At 70.1% G+C, this 18,468-nt stretch carries 14 protein-coding genes and 1 tRNA gene; 5 read left to right on the plus strand and 10 right to left on the minus strand.

Going from position 1 to position 18,468, the window contains the following annotated elements:
- Positions 1-89: 89 nt before the first annotated feature.
- Together ACFWVP_RS13575 and ACFWVP_RS13580 are read left to right on the plus strand one after the other, a co-directional pair.
- Positions 90-1,310: an acetyl-CoA C-acetyltransferase gene (locus ACFWVP_RS13575; RefSeq protein ID WP_384496301.1), complete on the plus strand. Its 1,221-nt coding sequence runs from the start codon at positions 90-92 to the stop codon at positions 1,308-1,310.
- A gap of 299 nt (positions 1,311-1,609) precedes the next feature.
- Positions 1,610-2,458 carry a hypothetical protein gene (locus ACFWVP_RS13580; protein ID WP_384496302.1) on the plus strand — a complete coding sequence of 283 codons (849 nt, stop codon included), beginning with the start codon at positions 1,610-1,612 and terminating at the stop codon, positions 2,456-2,458.
- An 18-nt stretch (positions 2,459-2,476) separates the two neighbouring features.
- On the opposite strand, the gene ACFWVP_RS13585 is transcribed toward ACFWVP_RS13580, so the two are convergent.
- From ACFWVP_RS13585 to ACFWVP_RS13625, 9 genes are all read right to left on the minus strand, one after another.
- Positions 2,477-2,797, minus strand: coding sequence for a hypothetical protein (locus ACFWVP_RS13585; RefSeq protein ID WP_384496304.1), 321 nt, complete (start codon positions 2,795-2,797; stop codon positions 2,477-2,479).
- Positions 2,798-2,914: 117 nt separating this feature from the next.
- Positions 2,915-3,802: a Bax inhibitor-1/YccA family protein gene (locus ACFWVP_RS13590; protein WP_384496306.1), complete on the minus strand. Its 888-nt coding sequence runs from the start codon at positions 3,800-3,802 to the stop codon at positions 2,915-2,917.
- 145 nt (positions 3,803-3,947) lie between these two features.
- A tRNA-Leu gene (locus tag ACFWVP_RS13595) sits at positions 3,948-4,034 on the minus strand.
- A gap of 247 nt (positions 4,035-4,281) precedes the next feature.
- Complete coding sequence (locus ACFWVP_RS13600; protein ID WP_384496308.1) at positions 4,282-6,696, minus strand: glycoside hydrolase family 2 protein; 2,415 nt, start codon at positions 6,694-6,696, stop codon at positions 4,282-4,284.
- Complete coding sequence (locus tag ACFWVP_RS13605) at positions 6,693-7,604, minus strand: ATP-binding cassette domain-containing protein (RefSeq protein WP_384496310.1); 912 nt, start codon at positions 7,602-7,604, stop codon at positions 6,693-6,695. Before ACFWVP_RS13605 ends, ACFWVP_RS13600 begins: the two co-directional genes overlap by 4 nt.
- Positions 7,586-8,530 (minus strand): ABC transporter ATP-binding protein, encoded by a 945-nt coding sequence (locus tag ACFWVP_RS13610; RefSeq protein WP_384496312.1) that lies wholly within the window; start codon positions 8,528-8,530, stop codon positions 7,586-7,588. The genes ACFWVP_RS13605 and ACFWVP_RS13610 overlap by 19 nt, the downstream gene beginning before the upstream one ends.
- A gap of 4 nt (positions 8,531-8,534) precedes the next feature.
- Positions 8,535-9,440: an ABC transporter permease gene (locus tag ACFWVP_RS13615; protein ID WP_384496314.1), complete on the minus strand. Its 906-nt coding sequence runs from the start codon at positions 9,438-9,440 to the stop codon at positions 8,535-8,537.
- Entirely contained in the window at positions 9,437-10,432 is a 996-nt protein-coding gene (locus tag ACFWVP_RS13620) for an ABC transporter permease (protein WP_384496316.1), read from the minus strand. Before ACFWVP_RS13620 ends, ACFWVP_RS13615 begins: the two co-directional genes overlap by 4 nt.
- Before the next feature lie 91 nt (positions 10,433-10,523).
- Positions 10,524-12,254, minus strand: coding sequence for an ABC transporter substrate-binding protein (locus tag ACFWVP_RS13625; protein ID WP_384496317.1), 1,731 nt, complete (start codon positions 12,252-12,254; stop codon positions 10,524-10,526).
- A 224-nt stretch (positions 12,255-12,478) separates the two neighbouring features.
- Between ACFWVP_RS13625 and ACFWVP_RS13630 the strand changes: the two genes are divergently transcribed.
- From ACFWVP_RS13630 to ACFWVP_RS13640, 3 genes are all read left to right on the plus strand, one after another.
- Positions 12,479-13,498, plus strand: coding sequence for a LacI family DNA-binding transcriptional regulator (locus ACFWVP_RS13630; RefSeq protein WP_384496319.1), 1,020 nt, complete (start codon positions 12,479-12,481; stop codon positions 13,496-13,498).
- Positions 13,499-13,685: 187 nt separating this feature from the next.
- Positions 13,686-14,453, plus strand: coding sequence for an ABC transporter ATP-binding protein (locus tag ACFWVP_RS13635; RefSeq protein ID WP_384496320.1), 768 nt, complete (start codon positions 13,686-13,688; stop codon positions 14,451-14,453).
- Between the two features lie 53 nt (positions 14,454-14,506).
- Positions 14,507-17,032: an ABC transporter permease gene (locus ACFWVP_RS13640; RefSeq protein ID WP_384496322.1), complete on the plus strand. Its 2,526-nt coding sequence runs from the start codon at positions 14,507-14,509 to the stop codon at positions 17,030-17,032.
- A 60-nt stretch (positions 17,033-17,092) separates the two neighbouring features.
- Here the strand turns inward: ACFWVP_RS13640 and ACFWVP_RS13645 are convergent, their stop codons facing one another.
- Positions 17,093-18,391, minus strand: coding sequence for a class I SAM-dependent methyltransferase (locus ACFWVP_RS13645; protein WP_384496324.1), 1,299 nt, complete (start codon positions 18,389-18,391; stop codon positions 17,093-17,095).
- Positions 18,392-18,468: the final 77 nt, after the last annotated feature.

Raw genomic sequence — 18,468 nt, forward strand, 5'->3', positions numbered from 1 at the left:
ATCACTTGTTGGGTGACCTCGGCTATACGTCCGGGTAACTTCCAAGTCAGCCCAGCCTTCCTGCCTTCCAGCCCTCATGGAGCCGCGTGATGCCCGAAGCCGTGATCGTCTCTGCTGCCCGTTCGCCGATCGGCCGGGCCTTCAAGGGGTCCCTCAAGGACCTGCGCGCGGACGACCTGACCGCGACCGTCATCGGGACCGCGCTGGCCAAGGTCCCGGAGCTGGACCCGAGGGACATCGACGACCTGATGCTGGGCTGCGGCCTGCCCGGCGGGGAGCAGGGCAACAACCTGGGCCGCGTCATCGCCGTGCAGATGGGGATGGACCACCTCCCCGGCTGTACGGTCACGCGCTACTGCTCCTCGTCGCTGCAGACCAGCCGCATGGCGCTGCACGCCATCAAGGCGGGCGAGGGTGACGTCTTCATCTCCGCGGGTGTCGAGATGGTGTCCCGCTTCACCAGGGGCAACTCCGACAGCCTGCCGGACACGCACAACCCGCTCTTCGCCGAGGCCGAGGCCCGCACCGCGGCCCGCGCCGAGGAGTCGGGGGCGAGCTGGACCGACCCGCGCGAGGAGGGCCTCGTCCCGGACGCGTACATCTCGATGGGGCAGACCGCCGAGAACCTGGCCCGGATCAAGGGCGTCACCCGCCGGGACATGGACGAATTCGGCGTGCGGTCGCAGAACCTCGCCGAGGAAGCCCTCAAGAACGGCTTCTGGGAGCGCGAGATCACGCCCGTGACGACCCCGGACGGCACCGTGGTCTCCAAGGACGACGGCCCGCGCGCGGGCGTCACCCTGGAGGGCGTGGAGGGCCTGAAGCCGGTGTTCCGCCCCGACGGACTCGTCACCGCGGCCAACTGCTGCCCGCTCAACGACGGCGCCGCCGCGCTCGTGATCATGTCGGACACCAAGGCGCGCGAGCTCGGCCTGACCCCGCTCGCCCGGATCGTCTCGACCGGCGTCTCCGGCCTGTCCCCCGAGATCATGGGGTACGGACCGGTCGAGGCCAGCAAGCAGGCGCTCAAGCGCGCCGGGCTGACCGTCGACGACATCGACCTCGCCGAGATCAACGAGGCGTTCGCCGCCCAGGTCATCCCGTCCTACCGGGACCTGGGCCTGCCGCTGGACAAGGTCAACGTCAACGGTGGCGCCATCGCCGTCGGCCACCCCTTCGGCATGACCGGCGCCCGGATCACCGGCACGCTGATCAACAGCCTGCAGTTCCACGACAAGCAGTTCGGTCTGGAGACCATGTGCGTGGGCGGCGGCCAGGGCATGGCCATGGTCATCGAGCGCCTCAGCTAGGACCTTCCGCCGCGACCGCCCCAGGGCTCCTGGGGCGGTCGCGGCCGGTCCGCCCTCCCGCGCGAGGGCCCGTTCGAACCCGGCCGAGCCCCGAACGTGACCGAATCTCCCCCAGGATGTGATCTACGTCCCGGGGGAGAACCGTTTCCCCAGGTCACACCCACCCCAGGGTTAAACATCAGGCCCAAAGACCTGTCCAATTCGTGACGTAATGCACTGACAGCAGGCAGACGTACAGGACAAGCTGATGTAGGAAGTCGGGGGTGTCGATTGAAACCGGGAGTATGTCAGTGAGCGCCATGTCATTTGCCCTGTTGCTGACCACCGCCGCTGCCACGGCCGTCGGCGCCGCCGCTCTGCACGCTGCTCACGGGCTGCGCAAGCAGGTCACGGCCCTGCGGACGGAGCTGGCGGAGGGGCGGAGCCTCTGCGCCTCCGTGCCCGGACAGCAGAACCGCAGCACCGCCACGTCCGCCGAGGAGATACGCGCGGCGGTCGCCGAGGCACTGGCCGAGGAGCGCGAGCGAGAGCTCGCCGAGGCCCGTGCCTTCTGGGCCGCCCAGGAGGCGCGTGACGCCGCCGACGCCCCGTCCCTGCTGGGCGGGATCGCCGGTCTCGGCGACGACGTCCCGTTCTTCATGCCCCGCCAGGCCGACTTCGCGGGCCTGGAGGCCATGGACCTCGAAGTCACCGAGGCGATGGACGAGCTGGTGGAGCTGACCGACCTGCCCGAGGTCGCCGAGGTCTCCGAATTCGCGGAGTTCACCGACGACTCCCCGGAGCTGGCCGCGGCCCGTCGCCGCCACCCCTCGCACCCGGACTTCGTTCCCGTGCAGACACCGGTTGTCACCGACCATGAGCGTACCGTGAACCGCCTGGAGCGGCTCGCCGACACCGGCACGGAGCTCACCGACGTCCGCCCCGGCCCGCTCGGCACGCTCGACGTGTACGTCTTCGCCGACGGCACCACGCTCTGCATGACCCCGGGCCACCGCGAGACCGCCGAGCGGCTCGCCGCGTCGCTGCAGGCCGGCGAGCAGCCGGTCCTGCTGGGCGGTTCCGGAGTCTCCGGCGCCTACGCGCTGACCTTCTCGTGCGGCGAGGAGAACGTCTACATCCTCGCCGACCGCGTCATCGCCTCCTTCTGAGGGCCCGCCCCAGGCGTCTCACGGGCCGAAGGCCCGCGCCGCCGCCTCCTCGACACAGCGCACGGCCTCGTCCAACTCCCGGGACGAGGCCGTTTCCAGTGCGACGGCCAGGTCGCGGCCCGCGACGGCCAGCTGGTCGCCCACGGCGAATATCCCGACGTCCGGCATGAGGCGGGGCTCCCGGTCCGGCGCCTCGGCACGCTGGGCCCGCACCGCGAGCTCCCTGGCGGTGGCCAGTGCCTCGGCGGCGGCGCCGCGCTGTAGCCGGCTCTGCGGGGCGCTGCGGAGCCGGTCGGCGAATCGGTCCACAACCGTGATGAGGGGGGTCGTATCGAGCACGCCGCGACCCTACGCGCCCCCGCGGGACGGTTGCCAACGGGCCGTCCCCCGGGGGACGGAAACGGAACGGCCCGCAGGCGGTGCCTGCGGGCCGTTCCGTCAGAGGGTCCCTACGGGTCAGTCGTCCCCGTTGAGGATGGAGAGCAGGCGCAGCATCTCCAGGTAGATCCACACCAGGGTCAGGGTGAGGCCGAAGGCCGCCAGCCAGGACTCCTCGCGCGGTGCGCCGTAGTTGATGCCGTCCTCGACCTGCTTGAAGTCCAGGGCCAGGAAGCACGCACCCAGGATGATGCCGATGACACCGAAGAGGATGCCGAGGCCGCCGCTGCGGAAGCCCAGGCCGTCACCGCCACCGAACACGGAGAACAGCAGGTTGACCACCATCAGGAGCACGAAGCCCATGGCAGCGGCCATCACGAAGCCGTAGAAACGGCGTGTGACGCGGATCCAGCGCATCTTGTACGCGATGAGGACACCGGCGAAGACACACATGGTGCCCATCACCGCCTGCATCACCGTGCCGGGGCTGATGTAGGTGCTGACCGCGCTGGAGATCACTCCGAGGAAGACACCCTCGAAGGCCGCGTACGCGAGGATGATCGCCGGCGAGGCCTTGCGCTTGAAGGACTGGATCATCGCGAAGACGAACGCCACCAGGGCGGCGCCGATCGCGATGCCGTAGGACTTGCCGAGATTGGCCTCGTCGACCGGCAGCAGGGCCCAGGAGAGCGCGGCGGTGAGCACCACGGTGCCCAGCGTCATCGCCGTGCGCGTGACGACGTCGTCGATCGTCATGGCGCCCGAGCGCGCGGGCGCCTGCGGGGCGCCGTGCTGGACGTCCTGCTGGGCGTAGGGGTTCGTGGCGTACGGGTTGGCGGCGGTGCCCTGTGCGTACGGGTTGGCACCCGCTGCGGGGGCCCCGGCCTGCGGCGCCGCGTTGAAGCCCGCGTAGCCGTTGTCGCGGCTGAACCCCCGTCGCGAGAAGACCGGGTTGCTGCTCCTCATTTCACTCCTCCATGGCCACCCAGCGTGGCCTTGTCACAAGAGTAATGGGTAGGCAAAACAATCACGCTAGTGCCAGAGGAGGATCTTTGAAAGAAGTTGACTACTGAAGTACTGTGCGGCCACCCTGGGCCCACCGACGCTGTGGTGGTGCCCGGAGCCGGACTCGAACCGGCACGCCCCCGAGGAGGCAGCGAGGTTTAAGCTCGCCGTGTCTGCATTCCACCACCCGGGCGTGGGCGCGCGGCTCCGCGTTGGCACAAGACCCTATCCGGGGGCGTCCCCCGGTCAGCGGAACACCCTCACGATGTTGTCTTATTTTATTGACCGTTTGAGGGTCCGTCAGACACCGCGCACCGCATCAGTACACGCCCGGACGCGCCTATGGGTACGAACCCGGCAAACGGGAATGACGGAAACTCGCCGCACCGACAGGGCGCTTTCGCCATGGCCACGCCACCATTCGCCAGGGTCGCGCCACCTCAGTGCCCGACGGTGTCGTTGACGCACCGCAGGACGGGCCCGGTTCCCAGTGCGCCCGGGTCCTTCAGGACCGCCCCCGTGACATGGAACACGGCGCTCTCGCCGGGCAGCAGGGTGACGAGCATGTCGTCGACCTCGGCCGCCGGATCGAGCCGGTCCGGGAAGAGCGCGAGGTCCCGCAGCAGCGTCCGGGCGGTCACCGTGACCCGGTAGCCGACCCCCGCCTCATCACCCTGTGTGACCACCGCCTCGTACCGCGCCGGCGGCAGCGCGAGGCGGGTGTCCTCCTCGTAGAACTCCATCGTCCGCAGCCCGCCCAGCTCGGCCACCAGCACCTCACGGGTGCCGTCCCCCGGGTGGGCGACGGACGGTGGCAGGGGCACACGGCCGACGCCCCGTGCGGCCGTGGACACCTCGGTCTCCTCCTCGGCCAGCAGCGCCCCGTCCAGGCCGCGCCGGGTCAGCCGCAGGGTCCCCTCCCAGGGGAGGGCCGAGTCGTTGACCAGATACAGGGCGCCGTCCCGTACGGCCATCAGCCGGTCCGCGTACACCTTCCGCAGCGCGTACCAGAGCGGCTTGCGACGGCCATCGCCGTCGACGGCCGCCCAGGACACCACGGGCCAGCAGTCGTTGAGCTGCCACACGATCGAGCCCATGCAGTACGGCGTGTGCGAGCGGAAGTGGCGGATGCCGAAGGCGACGGCCCGGGCCTGGTTCAACTGGGTGAGCCAGTGCCAGTCGTCGAAGTCGGACGGCTGCGGGAGGTGGTCCCCCAGGCCGCGCAGCAGCTTGGCGTCGCCGTCCTCCGCCTTCTGGTGGTGGGCGATCAGCGGGGCGCCCAGGCCGAGCGGGCCGCTGACCGCCCGTCGCAGGGTGGCGTACGCCGGCGGGCCCTGGAAGCCGAATTCGGCGACGAAGCGGTGGGCGGTGTCGGCGTAGTGCCGGTAGTCGACGCGGTTCCAGACCTCCCAGAGGTGGACCGTGCCCAGGGCCGGGTCGTTCGGGGGGAGCTCCGGGGAGCCGGAGTACGGCGAGCCCGGCCAGTAGGGGCGCGTGGGGTCGGTCTCGGCGCACAGCGCCGGAAGCAGCTCGTGGTAGTAGCCGTGGCCCCAGGTGCGGCCCTTGAGCTCCTCCTGCCAGCCCCAGTCGGCGTGGCCCTCCAGGTTCTCGTTGTTGCCGCACCACAGCACGAGGGAGGGGTGCGGGGCGAGGCGGACGAGGTTCTCCCGGACCTCGGCGGCCACCTCGTCGTACAGCGGCTGCTCCTCGGGGTAGGCGGCGCAGGCGAACGGGAAGTCCTGCCAGACCAGCAGCCCCTTCTCGTCGGCCAGTTCGTAGAAGTCGTCGCTCTCGTAGAGGCCGCCGCCCCAGACGCGGATCAGGTTGACGCCCGCCGCGATCGCCTGGTCGAAACGGTCGGAGATCCGCTGCCGCGTGACGCGGGCGGGGAAGCAGTCGTCGGGTATCCAGTTCACCCCGCGTACGAAGAGGGGCTCGTCGTTGACGGAGAGGCGGAACGCCTCGCGCTCCAGGGTCACGCCGCGGAAACCGGTCCTGCCGGTCCAGGCGTGGTCGCCGCCGAGCGTGACGACGACGTCGTACAGCGGCTGGGCGCCGTGGCTGTGCGGCCACCAGACCTCGGCGTCGGGGACGGCGAGGGTGACCGTGGCGTGGTCCTCGCCCGCGGGGACGAAGAAACCGGAGGCCGCGCCCGCGCCCACCACCGAGACCGAGGCCGCCAGCTCCCCGTCCCCGGCCCGGTCGACGTCCAGGGTGACCGCGAGGCGCGGCACCCCGTCGCCGTCCAGGTCGGCGAGCACCTTCACCCCGGCGACGCGCGGGCCCGTCCAGGACTCCAGCGCGACCGGGCGCCAGATGCCGGAGGTGACCAGGGTCGGCCCCCAGTCCCAGCCGAAGTTGCAGGCCATCTTGCGGATGAAGGCGTACGGCTCCGTGTACGCGCCGGGCCGGTCGCCGAGCTTGTCGCGCAGGGCCTCGGCGTAGGTGTACGGGGCGGTGAAGCGCACGTCGAGCGTGTTGGCGCCCTCGCGCAGCAGCGTACGGACGGGGAAGCGGTAGCCGCGGTGCTGGTTGGCGGTGGAGCCGACCTCGGTGCCGTTGAGCAGGACGGTGGCGACGGTGTCGAGGCCGTCGAAGCACAGGTCGGTGGACGTGTGCGTGTCGGCGGTCCACTCGAAGGTGGTGCGGTACGTCCAGTCGGTGCGGCCGATCCAGCCGAGCCGGGTCTCGTTGTCGTCCAGATACGGGTCGTCGATCAGTCCGGCGGCCAGCAGGTCGGTGTGGACGCAGCCGGGGACGGTCGCCGGGACGCCTCCCGCGGTGAGCCCCACGGGTACGGGGCCGTCGGCGGTGAGGGTCCAGCCGTCGTGCAGGGGCAGGTGGCGAAGGGTCACGCGAGGGTCCTTCCGCAGTCGGGGAGCGCCGCGCAGGCCACGAAGTGGCCCGGCTCGGTCTCGTACAGGTCGCTCTCCCCCGCGCCGCCCTCGTGAAAGGCGCAGGCCTCCACGGGTTCGGCGGACGTCCAGGGCTCGTTGAGGCGGGGCACGGCGGCCAGCAGCGTGCGGGTGTAGGGGTGCAGGGGGTTGCCGAAGACCTTCTGCGTGTCGCCGCGTTCGACGACGCGGCCGTTACGGAGGACCACGGTCTTCTCGGCGAGGTAGGTGCCGAGCGAGAGGTCGTGGGTGATGTAGAGGACACCCAGGCCGCGCTCCTTCAGTCCGGCGAGGAGGTTGAGCACGTCGATGCGGGTGGAGGCGTCGAGCATGCTGGTGATCTCGTCGGCGACCAGGAAGCGCAGGTCGAGCAGGAGCGCGCGGGCGATGAGCAGCCTCTGCAACTGCCCGCCGCTGAGCTGGTGCGGATAGCGGCCCAGCACCTGCCCGGGGTCCAGACGTACGTCCCGTACGGCCCTCTCGACGCGCTCGGCCCACTCCTTGTCGGTGACGCCCGGGTGGTAGGCACGCCGGACGAGGGCGAAGACACGATCGGCCTTGAAGACGGGGTTGTAGCAGCTGAAGGGGTCCTGGAAGACGCCCTGGACCCGGCGGTAGAAGTCCTTGCCGGGCCTGACCCGTTCGCCGTCCAGGGTGAGGCTGCCCCCGCTGACCTCGGTCAGGCCGAGGACCATCCGGCCGATGGTGGACTTGCCGCTGCCGCTCTCGCCGATGAGCGAGACGAGCTCGCCGGGTGCCGCTTCGAAGGACACCCGGTCGACGGCGGTGACGGACCCGCCGCCGAAGGCGCCGGCCCGGAAGGTCTTGGTGACGCGGTCGAGGGTCAGCATCAGGCCGCCTTCCAGCATGCGACGAAGTGGCGGGGGGCGATCTCGACGACGGGCGGTTCCTCGGCGCACCGGGCGTCGGCGAGCGGGCAGCGGTCGCGGAACCGGCAGCCGGGCGGCGGGTTGAGCAGGGAGGGCGGGGAACCCTCGATGCCGCTGAGCGGTTTGTCCTTGTACCGGGCGCCGACCTGGGGCAGCGAGCCGATCAGCATCTTGGTGTACGGGTGGCGGGGCGCGGTCGTCAGCACCTTCGTGGGGGCCTTCTCGGCGAGCTTGCCCGCGTACATCACCATGATCGAGTCGGCGATGTGCGAGGTCAGTCCGAGGTCGTGGGTCACGAAGATCATGCTGGTGACCAGGCCCTTGTCGCGGAGTCCGGTGAGGGCGCCGACGACGGCCTGCTGGTTGGAGACGTCCAGGGCCGAGGTGACCTCGTCGGCGATCAGGACGGACGGGTCGAGCAGTGTGGAGATCACCATGACGGCGCGTTGTTTCATGCCGCCGGACAGCTCGATCGGATAGCGGTCCAGGACCTCGGGCTCCAGGCCCACGAGGGCCAGCCTGCGGTGCAGTTCGTCCGTGTCGACGCTCACGCCGCGCGAGGCGAGGAGCTCGCGGATCATGCGGCCGATGCGGCGGGTCGGGTTGAGCGCGCTCATCGAGTACTGGGGGACGAGCGAGATCTTGTGGAAGCGGTAGGCGTTCATCGCCCGGTCGTCGGACAGCGGCAGTTCGTCGCCGTCCAGGGTGACGGTGCCGCCCGCGTGCCGCATCCGGCCGTCGAGCCGGATCAGGGACTTGCCGAGGGTGGTCTTGCCGCAGCCGGACTCGCCCGCCAGGCCCAGGATCTCGCCGTCCGCCAGGTCGAAGCCGACGCCGTCCAGGGCCCGGACCTCGCCACGCAGCGTGCGGTAGTGGACCCGCAGGTCGTTGACGGTCAGGGTCATGTGTTCACGACTCCCTCAGCTTCGGGTTGAAGACCTCGTCGAGGCCCACGTTGGCGACGTAGAGCGCGCCGACGATCGCGGTGATCCCGGCGCCCGGCGGGATGAACCACCACCACATGCCGAGTTGGAGCGCGCTCCACTGCTGGGCGCTCTGCAGCATCAGGCCGAGCGAGACGCCCTCGGTCGGGCCGAGCCCGATGAAGTCCAGCGAGGAGGCGATGAGGATGGACCCGCCGAAGAGCAGGATGAACATCATGAAGAGGTACGAGCTCATGTTGGGCGCGATCTCGCGGAAGACGATCCGCCAGGTGCCGCTCCCGCTGAGCCGGGCGAGGTCCACGAACTCCCGGGTGCGCAGCGAGAACGTCTGCGCCCGGATCGCCCGCGCCGCCCAGGGCCATGAGGTGAGGCCGATGAACAGGCCCTGCACGGCGACGCTGCGCACCCCCATGTAGGCGTTGATGATCAGGAGGACGGCGAGGGCCGGGATGACCAGGACGACGTTGGTGAGCATGTTCAGGACCTCGTCGGTGAGGCCGCCCCGGTATCCGGCGAGGAAGCCGACGAGCATGGCGATGACGGCGGCGATCGCTCCGCCGACGACACCCACCAGGAAGGTGGCGCGCAGCCCGTGCACGAACTGCGCGTACACGTCCTGGCCGAAGGTGGTGGTGCCCATCCAGTAGGTGCCGTCGGGGGCGGAGGCCTGCGGGCCGACGTACTCGTTGGGGTTGCCGTTGTCGAGCAGCATCGGGCCCACGACGCCGGCGGCGAGCAGGATCGTGACGAGGACGGCCCCGATGATCAGCTTGGGGTTGCGCACCGCGTAGTGCAGCCACTCGCTGCCGGGCCTGGACGTGGTCGCCTCGGCCGACGGAGCCTCGGGTGCCGGGTCGGGCAGTGTGCTCATGAGGTGCCTCCTGCCATGCCCGTACGGGTGCGGGGGTCGACGACGACGTACACGATGTCGATGAGGAAGTTGGCGATCAGTACGCCGATGACGATGAACAGGAACGCCCCCTGGAGCAGGAAGAAGTCCTGGTTCTGGATCGCGGCGAGGATCAGTGAGCCGAGCCCCGGATAGGCGAAGACGATCTCGGTGACGAGTGCTCCGGCGACCAGCACGCCCAGTTGGAGGGCGAGGCCGGTGACCTGGGGCAGCACCGCGTTGCGGAAGGCGTAGCGGCGGATGAGGCGCTGCGGTGCGCCGAGGGCCGACAGGTAGGAGGAGTAGTCGGACTCCAGCTCGTAGATGATCATGTTGCGCATGCCGATGGCCCAGCCGCCGAGCGCGACCAGGAAGAGCGAGAGGAACGGCAGCACCCAGTGGTGCAGCGCGTCCAGGACGAAGTCGGCGTTCCAGCCGGGCTGGATGTCCAGGCTGTAGCCGCCCGACAGGGGGAACCAGCCGGCCTTGGCGCCGAGCGCCCAGGCGAGGATGACGGCGATCCACATGTACGGCATCGCGGTGAGCAGGTAGCCGGCCGGCAGGACGGTGTTGTCGAGGACCTTGCGGCGGGCGGAGAGCGCGCCGATCCAGTTGCCGACGAACCAGCTGAGCAGCACCGACGGGATCATCAGGCCGAGGGTGTACGGGAGCGCGTCGAGCAGGACGTCGCCGACGGGGGTGGGGAAGACCCAGATGGAGATGCCGAAGTCTCCTTGGAGCAGGGCGCCCCAGAAGTGCAGGTACTGCTGCCACAGCGGCTCGTCGAAGCCGAACAGGTTGTTGTAGTACGTGCGCATCGCCTCGGCGGCCTCGGGCTGCGAGACCCGGGCGCGGGCCACCATGGCCGCCACCGGGTCGCCGGGCATGAACCGCGGGATCATCCAGTTGACGGTGACGGCGACGACGAAGGTCAGTGCGTAGACAAGGAGTTTTCGGGCGAAGTAGCGGCGCAAGGATGCTCCCCTGGTGGAGAGCCCCGCCGTGCGCTCACCTGTCAGGTGGGCGTGCGCACGGCGGGGCGGTCAGCGGGTCAGAACTGCCGTGTCACTTGGCGGGCTTCAGCTGGGTGAGCGTCTCGAAGCCGCCCATCTCCAGCCAGTTGCGCCACAGGGCCGGTGCGCTCTTCGGCGCTCCGGCGGCGTCCGACGGCCAGTTCTTCCAGGTCCCTGTGGTGGACTGCGACCAGAGGCCGTTGTACCAGAGCGGGATGATGGGCATCTCGGTGAGCTGGATGTCCTGGATCTTGGAGACGGCGGCCTTCATGCCCGCGGTGTCGTCGGTCCTGACCCCGCCGAGCTCCTGGACCAGCTTCCAGGCCTCCGCGTTCTCGTACCGCCCGAAGTTCACCGTGTTCTGCTGCTTCTGGACCGGCATCTGGAACATGTACTCGTAGTACGTCCAGGGGGTGTTGGACAACTGGCGCTCGTTGTTGATGACCAGGTCGAAGTCGCCCTTGCCGCGCTGCTCGTTGAGCGCGTTCTGGTCGGGGAACTCGGTGCTGATCCTGATGCCCGCGTCCTTGGCGCCGGCGGCGATGACCTTGGCCGCCTCCATCCAGTCGGTCCAGCCGGAGGGCACGGCCAGCTTCAGGCTGAGTGCGGAGCCGTCCTTGTTCTCGACGAAGCCGTCCCCGTCCTTGTCCTTGTAGCCTGCGTCCGCGAGCTCCTTCTTCGCCGCGGCGGCGTCGTGGGTGAAGCCCTTCTCGGCGATCAGCGCCTTGTCGTCGAACTGCTCCCACTGGGGCAGCAGACCGGTCGGGGAGGCCGGCTTCACCAGCTCGCCGTACACACCCTTGACGATCTTCCCGGTGTCGACGGACGAGGCGAGCGCCCTGCGGAAGGCCGCGTCGTCCATCGGCTTCTTGGTGGTGTTGGGCACCAGCCAGGCGGTGTTGGCGGAGAGCATGTACGGGGCCTCGTCGTAGTACGACACGACCTTCTTGCTCTTGATCAGTGAGGAGGCGCCGGGCAGGAAGTTGTTGCTGAGGTCCAGCTGGCCCTGGCCCAGCTGGCCGATGACCACCTCGTTGCTCGGGTTGGAGACGTCGACGATGTAACGCGGGGCGGGCGTCATGCTCAGCGCCTTCGTGCCCCACCAGTCGTCGCGCCGCTCCCAGACGACCCGGTCCTGGGTCTTGCTCTTCAGCTTGTACGCGCCGGTGCCGACGGGCTTGTCGTTGACGCCGTTGAGGATGTCCTCGTCGGTGCGCGAGCTCCAGATGTGTTCCGGCACGACCGGCTGGCCGAAGAGGGTGTAGTCCCACTCCTGGTAGCGGGCCTCCTTGAAGGTGAAGCGGACGGTCGTCGCGTCCACCGCCTTCGCGTCGGACAGCCAGCTCCACAGCGAGTGGAAGGCCGAGGCCTCGATCTTGCCGAGCCCGTAGGAGTACGCCACGTCCTCGGCGGTGAGCGGCTTGCCGTCGGCCCAGGTGATGCCCGGGCGCAGCTTCACGTCGTACGTCTTGTCGCCGGTCCAGCTGCCGGACTCCGCGAGCCAGGGCTTCAGCTCGCCCTCGGCGGGGTCGAAGTGGAACAGCGTCTCGTAGACCAGGCCCTTGGTGCCGGTCGCGTGGTCCCAGTTGCGCAGCGGGTTGTAGTTGGCCGGAGGCCCCCACTGGGTGCCGGTCGTGTAGAGCGTCTCGCCGCGCGGCAGCGAGCCGCCCTTGCCGACCGGGCCGCCGCCGCCCGCCCCCGAGCCGCCTCCCGTGCATCCGGTCGCCGCGAGCGTGAACACGGCGAGTGCGGTGGTGACCCGCAGCCGGGTACGCGTACCCATAGCCCCTCCTTTTCCCCCGCGCCGTCCCTGCCGAGCGGAGTTACTGAACCGGGTAAGTGCCGTGAAGGTATGGGGACCCCGAAGTGGTGTCAAGAGAGCGGGAGCGCTCCCATCCGAGTTTCTGCGGGCTTTGACGGAGCGGTCTGGACCGCACCGGGGAAGACGGAGGTCAGCGACCTGCGGCTAGGATGCGCCCTTACAACGAACCGGTTAAGCGAGGTCGTATGTCCAAGCACCGCCCCACGATCGCCGACATCGCGCGCCGGGCCGGGGTCTCCAAGGTCGCGGTGTCGTACGCGCTGAACGACCGGCCCGGGGTCTCCCCCGCGACCCGCGCCTCCATCAAGGCCATCGCCCAGGAGATCGGCTGGCGGCCCAACAGCGCGGCCCGCGCCCTGACCCGCGCCCGCGCCGACACCGTGGGCCTCGCGCTGTCCCGGCCGGCCCGGATGCTCGGGGTGGAGCCGTTCTTCATGGAGCTGATCAGCGGCATCGAGACCGAGCTGTCCGCGCGCGGCTGTGCCCTGCTCCTCCAGGTCGTCACCGACCCCGCACAGGAGCTGGAGATCTACCGCCGGTGGTGGGGCGAGGGCCGGGTGGACGGGGTCTTCGTCGCCGATGTGCGCTCCCCGGACCCGCGCATCGAGGGCGTCGCCGAGCTGGAGATGCCGGCCGTGGTGATCGGCCACCCCTCGGCGGCCGGCACCCTCACCCCGGTGTGGTCGGACGACTCCGCGGCACTGCGGGACACCCTGACGTATCTGGCCGCGCTCGGACACCGTTCCGTGGCCCGGGTCGCCGGACTGCCCGAGCTGACGCACACCCGGCTGCGGGACCGCGCCCAGCGTGAGATCAGCGCGGAACTGGGCCTGGACGAGCCCGTGGTGGTGCACACGGACTACTCCGGGGACGAGGGCGCGCACGCGACGCGACGGCTGATCAGCCTGGCGGCGCGGCCCACCGCCGTCATCTACGACAACGACATCATGGCCGTCGCCGGGCTCTCGGTCGCCCAGGAGATGGGCCTGGACGTGCCCGCCGACCTGTCGCTCGTGGCCTGGGACGACTCCCAGCTGTCCCGGGTCGTCCGCCCGCCGCTGACCGCGCTGAGCCGCGACATCCCGGCGTACGGAACCCATGCGGCCCGCACCCTGCTGGCGATGGTGGCCGACGGCTCGGCACCGGGATTCGAGGACGCCGCGGCCCGTCTGGTCCCCCGCGGATCCACCGCGCCGCCCCGCTGAGGAAGGACCCCCTCAGGGTCGGTGTCATACCCGAGGAGTACGCGGCGGCCCGGCCGGTGCGACTCAAGAGGGCCTTCGGAACGGTCACGGGGGCTGACGTCTCCATGGGAAACGGCCGAGACGATGGAGAGGTTCCCCAACGGAGCCCGAACCGTCCGCACCGCCTTTCCGAACCAGGAGTCCCCCTGTGACCACCACCACCGTTCACCGCACCACCGCGGTCGCCGCCCGCGCCACGGAGCTGTCGAAGGTCTACGGCCAGGGTGAGACCCAGGTCGTCGCCCTGGACCGGGTGACCGTGGACTTCCCCCGGGGCGAGTTCACCGCGATCATGGGGCCGTCGGGCTCCGGGAAGTCCACGCTGATGCACTGCGTGGCCGGCCTCGACAGCTTCAGCAGCGGTTCCGTGCGCATCGGTGACACGGAGCTCGGGACGCTGAAGGACAAGCAGCTCACGCAGCTGCGCCGGGACAAGATCGGCTTCATCTTCCAGGCCTTCAACCTGCTGCCGACCCTGACCGCGCTGGAGAACATCACCCTGCCGATGGACATCGCCGGCCGTAAGCCGGACGCCGCGTGGCTGCAGAAGGTCATCGACATGGTGGGCCTCTCGGACCGGCTGAAGCACCGCCCGACGGAGCTCTCCGGTGGCCAGCAGCAGCGCGTCGCGGTGGCCCGCGCCCTGGCGTCCCAGCCGGAGATCATCTTCGGTGACGAGCCGACCGGGAACCTCGACTCCCGCTCCGGCGCGGAGGTCCTCGGCTTCCTGCGCAACTCGGTGCGTGAGCTCGGCCAGACCGTGGTGATGGTGACCCACGACCCGGTGGCCGCCTCCTACGCGGACCGCGTGATCTTCCTCGCCGACGGCGCGGTCGTCGACCAGATGATGCACCCCACCGCGGACGGGGTCCTCGACCGGATGAAGGCGTTCGAGGCGAAGGGCCGCACCAGCTGACACGACGGCTGCCGCCCTCCTCCCGCCCTCCGAACTCCCCAGGAATTGACGACATGTTCCGTACCGCCGTGCGCAACATCCTTGCGCACAAGGCCAGACTGCTGATGACCGTGCTCGCCGTGATGCTCGGCGTCGCCTTCGTCTCCGGCACCCTGGTCTTCACCGACACCCTCGGCAACGCCTTCCGCAACCAGTCCGCCAAGAGCTACGACAAGATCGCCGTCGCCGTCACCACCTACGCCGAGCGCGGGGACGACGAGACGGCCGCCGTCGACGCCGCCACCCTGAAGAAGATCCAGGGTCTGGACGGCGTGGCGGAGGCGACCGGACGGGTCTCCGGCTTCGCCGGTGTGGCCGACCCGGACGGCAAGCTCATCGGTAACGGCTGGTCCAACACCGGTGCCAACTTCTCCGTAGGCACGAACGGCGAGGACGAGCAGTACACGTTCACCGACGGTGCCGGACCGGCCGAGGCCGGCCAGGTCGCCCTCGACAAGGAGACCGCGGGCAAGGGCCGGTACCGCGTGGGCGACCCGGTGCGGGTCGCCACGAACGGGCCGGTGAAGGAGTACACCCTCTCCGGTGTCTTCACCACCGAGGACGGCGCGGTGAACGCGGGCGGCAGCCTGGTCCTCTTCGACACCGCGGTCGCCCAGCGGCTCTACCTGCGGCCCGGCGAGTTCAAGGACGTCACCGTGACCGCCGCGGCCGGCACCTCCGACCGGCAGCTCCTGGACGCCGTGAAGCCCATGCTGCCGAAGGACGCCCAGGCACAGACCGGTGCCGTACTCGCGGACGAGGAGGCCGAGCAGACCGAGGCCGGCCTGAAGAACATCAACCAGCTGCTGCTCAGCTTCGCGGGCATCGCCCTCTTCGTGGGCATCTTCCTGATCGCCAACACGTTCACGATGCTCGTCGCCCAGCGAACCAGGGAACTGGCCCTGATGCGTGCCGTCGGCGCCTCACGCCGTCAGGTCAAGCGGGCCGTGCTGCTCGAAGCGGGTGTGGTGGGTGCCGTCGCCTCGGTGATCGGCTTCGTGCTCGGACTCGGCCTCGCCGTGGGCCTGCGTTCCGCGGTCGGCATGTTCGGCGGGAAGATCCCGGCAGGTCCGATGATCATCACTCCGACAGCGGTCGCCGCCGCGTTCGGTGTCGGTGTGCTGGTCACCGTGCTGGCCGCCTGGCTGCCCGCACGACGGGCCGCGAAGATTCCGCCGGTGGCTGCCATGAGCAGTGTCCACGCGGTGGCCACGACCCGGTCCCTGGTGGTGCGCAATTCGATCGGCGGGGTCATCACCCTGCTCGGTTCCGTGGCGATCGTCGCCGGAGCGGTGGCCGGTTCGGGCAACAGGACGCTCATCGCGGCCGGCGCCTTCCTGGCGCTGATCGGCATCATCGTGCTCATCCCCCTGCTGTCGCGCCCCGTGATCGCACTCGTCCGCCCGCTGCTGGCCAGGCTGTTCGGCGTGTCCGGCAAGCTGGCCGCGCAGAACGCCGTACGCAACCCGCGCCGCACCGGGGCCACAGCCTCCGCGCTGGCGATCGGGCTCACCCTGGTCACGGGTATCTCGGTGCTCGGCGTCACGCTCGGCCAGGCGGTCGACCGTATGACGACCGACCACATCAGGGCCGACTACATGGTGACCATGGCGAGCGGTGAACCGCTCGACGCCTCGGCGCTCACGGCCCTGGAGAAGGCCGACGGCGTCGCGGCGGTCTCGCCCCAGCAGTACGCCTGGCTCCAGGTCGGGGACGCGGACCTCTCGGCCTCCGGGGTCACCCCCGGCGACATCGAGAAGGTCTTCGCGCTGAAGACCGTCTCCGGCTCGCTGGGCTCGCTGGCCGACGGCGAGATCGCCGTCGACGTGAAGACCGCGAAGTCGAACGGCTGGAAGACCGGCGACAGTGTGCCGGTGACGTTCGAGGACGACATGAAGGAGACCCTGAAGGTCGGCGCGCTCTACGAGGGCAACGAGTTCGTCCAGCCGGTCCTGATCGCGACCGACGTCGTCGACCCGCACGTGGGTCTCGCGAACATCAGCGAGGTCTGGCTGACCATGGAAGGCGGCCAGACGGCGGCCAACGAGCAGGCCGTGGTGGACGCGCTGGGTGACAACCCCGCGGTGAGCGTCATGGACCGCCAGGGCATCCGCGACATGTTCGGCGGCACGGTCAACCTGGCCATGAACCTCATGTACGGGCTGCTCGCGATGGCTCTGATCATCGCGGTGCTGGGAGTCGTCAACACCCTGGCCATGTCGGTCTTCGAGCGCCAGCAGGAGATCGGCATGCTGCGTGCCATCGGGCTGGACCGGTCGAAGGTGAAGCGCATGATCCGCCTGGAGGCCGTGGTCATCTCGCTCTTCGGAGCGTTGGTCGGCATCGGCCTGGGGATGTTCCTGGGCTGGGCGATCGGCCAGAGCCTCGCCTCCTCCATTCCGCAGTACGCCCTGGTCATCCCGTGGGACCGGCTCGCGCTCTTCCTGGCGCTCGCGGGGCTCGTGGGTGTGCTGGCCGCGCTCTGGCCGGCCCGCAGCGGCGCGAAGCTGAACATGCTGACGGCCATCAAGACCGAGTAACGGCCGCAGTTGCCGAAGGGGCCGGTGTCCGCGTCGCGGACACCGGCCCCTTCGCGTGGGTCAGCCCGATTCCGTCCACGCGCGGGACCGCAGCGGCAGCCCGGCGGGGCCGCCCTCCCGCGGACGTACCGCCAGGACCTGGTTGACCCCGATCCTGTTGTGCTCGAAGGAGAGCGCCGACGCGGCCATGTAGAGCCGCCAGACCCTGGCGCGTCCGGGCGAGGTGGCCCGGACCGCCTGCGTCCAGTGCTTCTCCAGATTGGCCACCCACTGCCGCAGGGTCAGGGCGTAGTGCTCCCGGATCGCCTCGACGTCGCGGGCCTCGAAGCCGGCCTCCTCCAGGGTGGCGACCGTGCGGCCCACCGGGGCGAGTTCGCCGTCGGGGAAGACGTACGCGTCGATGAACCCGTCGACACGGTAGGCCGACTCGTCCTTCTCGGGTCGGCGGGCGATCTGGTGGTTGAGCAGCCGGCCGCCGGGCCTGAGGAGGGCGTAGAGGTCGTCGGCGTACTCACGGAAGCGGACCGAGCCGACGTGCTCGGCCATGCCGATCGAGGAGATGGCGTCGTACGGGCCGTCACGGACGTCCCGGTAGTCCTGGACCCGGATCTCGATCCGGTCGGTGAGACCCTCCTCGGCGATGCGCTTGCGGGCGAAGGCCGCCTGTTCGGTGGAGAGGGTCACCCCGGTGACGCGGGCGCCGTACTCGCGGGCGGCGTGGATGGCCATGGAGCCCCAGCCGCAGCCGACGTCGAGCAGCCGGTCCCCCTCCTTGAGGGCGAGCTTGCGGCAGACGAGGTCGAGCTTGTCGCGCTGGGCGTCCTCCAGGGTCCCGCCGTCCTGCCAGTAGGCGCAGGAGTAGACCATGGACGGGCCGAGGACCAGTTCGTAGAAGTCGTTGCCCACGTCGTAGTGATGGCTGATGGCCTCCTTGTCGCTGCGCTTGGTGTGCAGCGCGCCGGAGCGGCGGCGGACCTCCTCGGCGGGCGGGGCCGGCGGGGGCCAGGGACCCGCCAGCTGGACGAGGCCGCGGGCGAAGGCGCGTACCTTCGGGTCGCGGACCGGGTGCACGGAGTCCTTCGCGTCGGCGCCGCGCTCCCAGAGCAGGGAGGCCAGGTGGTTCAGGGCCTCGTAGAGGTCGCCGTCGACGTCGATCTCACCGGCCACCCAGGCGCGGGCCAGGCCCAGTTCGCCCGGCTTCCACAGCACGCGGCGCAGGGCGCGGCGGTGACGCAGGACGAGGACGGGCGCACCCGGGGGCCCGGATTCACTGCCGTCCCAGGCCCGGATCCGGACCGGTAGGGGTTCTCCCAGCAACTCTTCGGCGAGAGCGGTCAGCCGCGATGCGGCGTCTGCCATGGCGCACACCTCCGTGGTGGTGTTTCCCGAACATGCCCAAATTCGCATACACATGCTCAAACCAGGCCGCGACACCT

Source organism: Streptomyces sp. NPDC058637 (assembly GCF_042717325.1).
In the GTDB taxonomy this organism is placed as follows: domain Bacteria; phylum Actinomycetota; class Actinomycetes; order Streptomycetales; family Streptomycetaceae; genus Streptomyces.

Bases quoted from the DNA above. Each gene is read 5' to 3' on its own strand.
- ACFWVP_RS13575 (WP_384496301.1), top strand. From the start codon at position 90: ATGCCCGAAGCCGTGATCGTCTCTGCTGCCCGTTCGCCGATCGGCCGG.
- ACFWVP_RS13580 (WP_384496302.1), top strand. From the start codon at position 1,610: ATGTCATTTGCCCTGTTGCTGACCACCGCCGCTGCCACGGCCGTCGGC.
- ACFWVP_RS13590 (WP_384496306.1), bottom strand. From the start codon at position 3,802: ATGAGGAGCAGCAACCCGGTCTTCTCGCGACGGGGGTTCAGCCGCGAC.
- ACFWVP_RS13605 (WP_384496310.1), bottom strand. From the start codon at position 7,604: ATGCTGGAAGGCGGCCTGATGCTGACCCTCGACCGCGTCACCAAGACC.
- ACFWVP_RS13610 (WP_384496312.1), bottom strand. From the start codon at position 8,530: ATGACCCTGACCGTCAACGACCTGCGGGTCCACTACCGCACGCTGCGT.
- ACFWVP_RS13615 (WP_384496314.1), bottom strand. From the start codon at position 9,440: ATGAGCACACTGCCCGACCCGGCACCCGAGGCTCCGTCGGCCGAGGCG.
- ACFWVP_RS13625 (WP_384496317.1), bottom strand. From the start codon at position 12,254: ATGGGTACGCGTACCCGGCTGCGGGTCACCACCGCACTCGCCGTGTTC.
- ACFWVP_RS13630 (WP_384496319.1), top strand. From the start codon at position 12,479: ATGTCCAAGCACCGCCCCACGATCGCCGACATCGCGCGCCGGGCCGGG.
- ACFWVP_RS13640 (WP_384496322.1), top strand. From the start codon at position 14,507: ATGTTCCGTACCGCCGTGCGCAACATCCTTGCGCACAAGGCCAGACTG.
- ACFWVP_RS13645 (WP_384496324.1), bottom strand. From the start codon at position 18,391: ATGGCAGACGCCGCATCGCGGCTGACCGCTCTCGCCGAAGAGTTGCTG.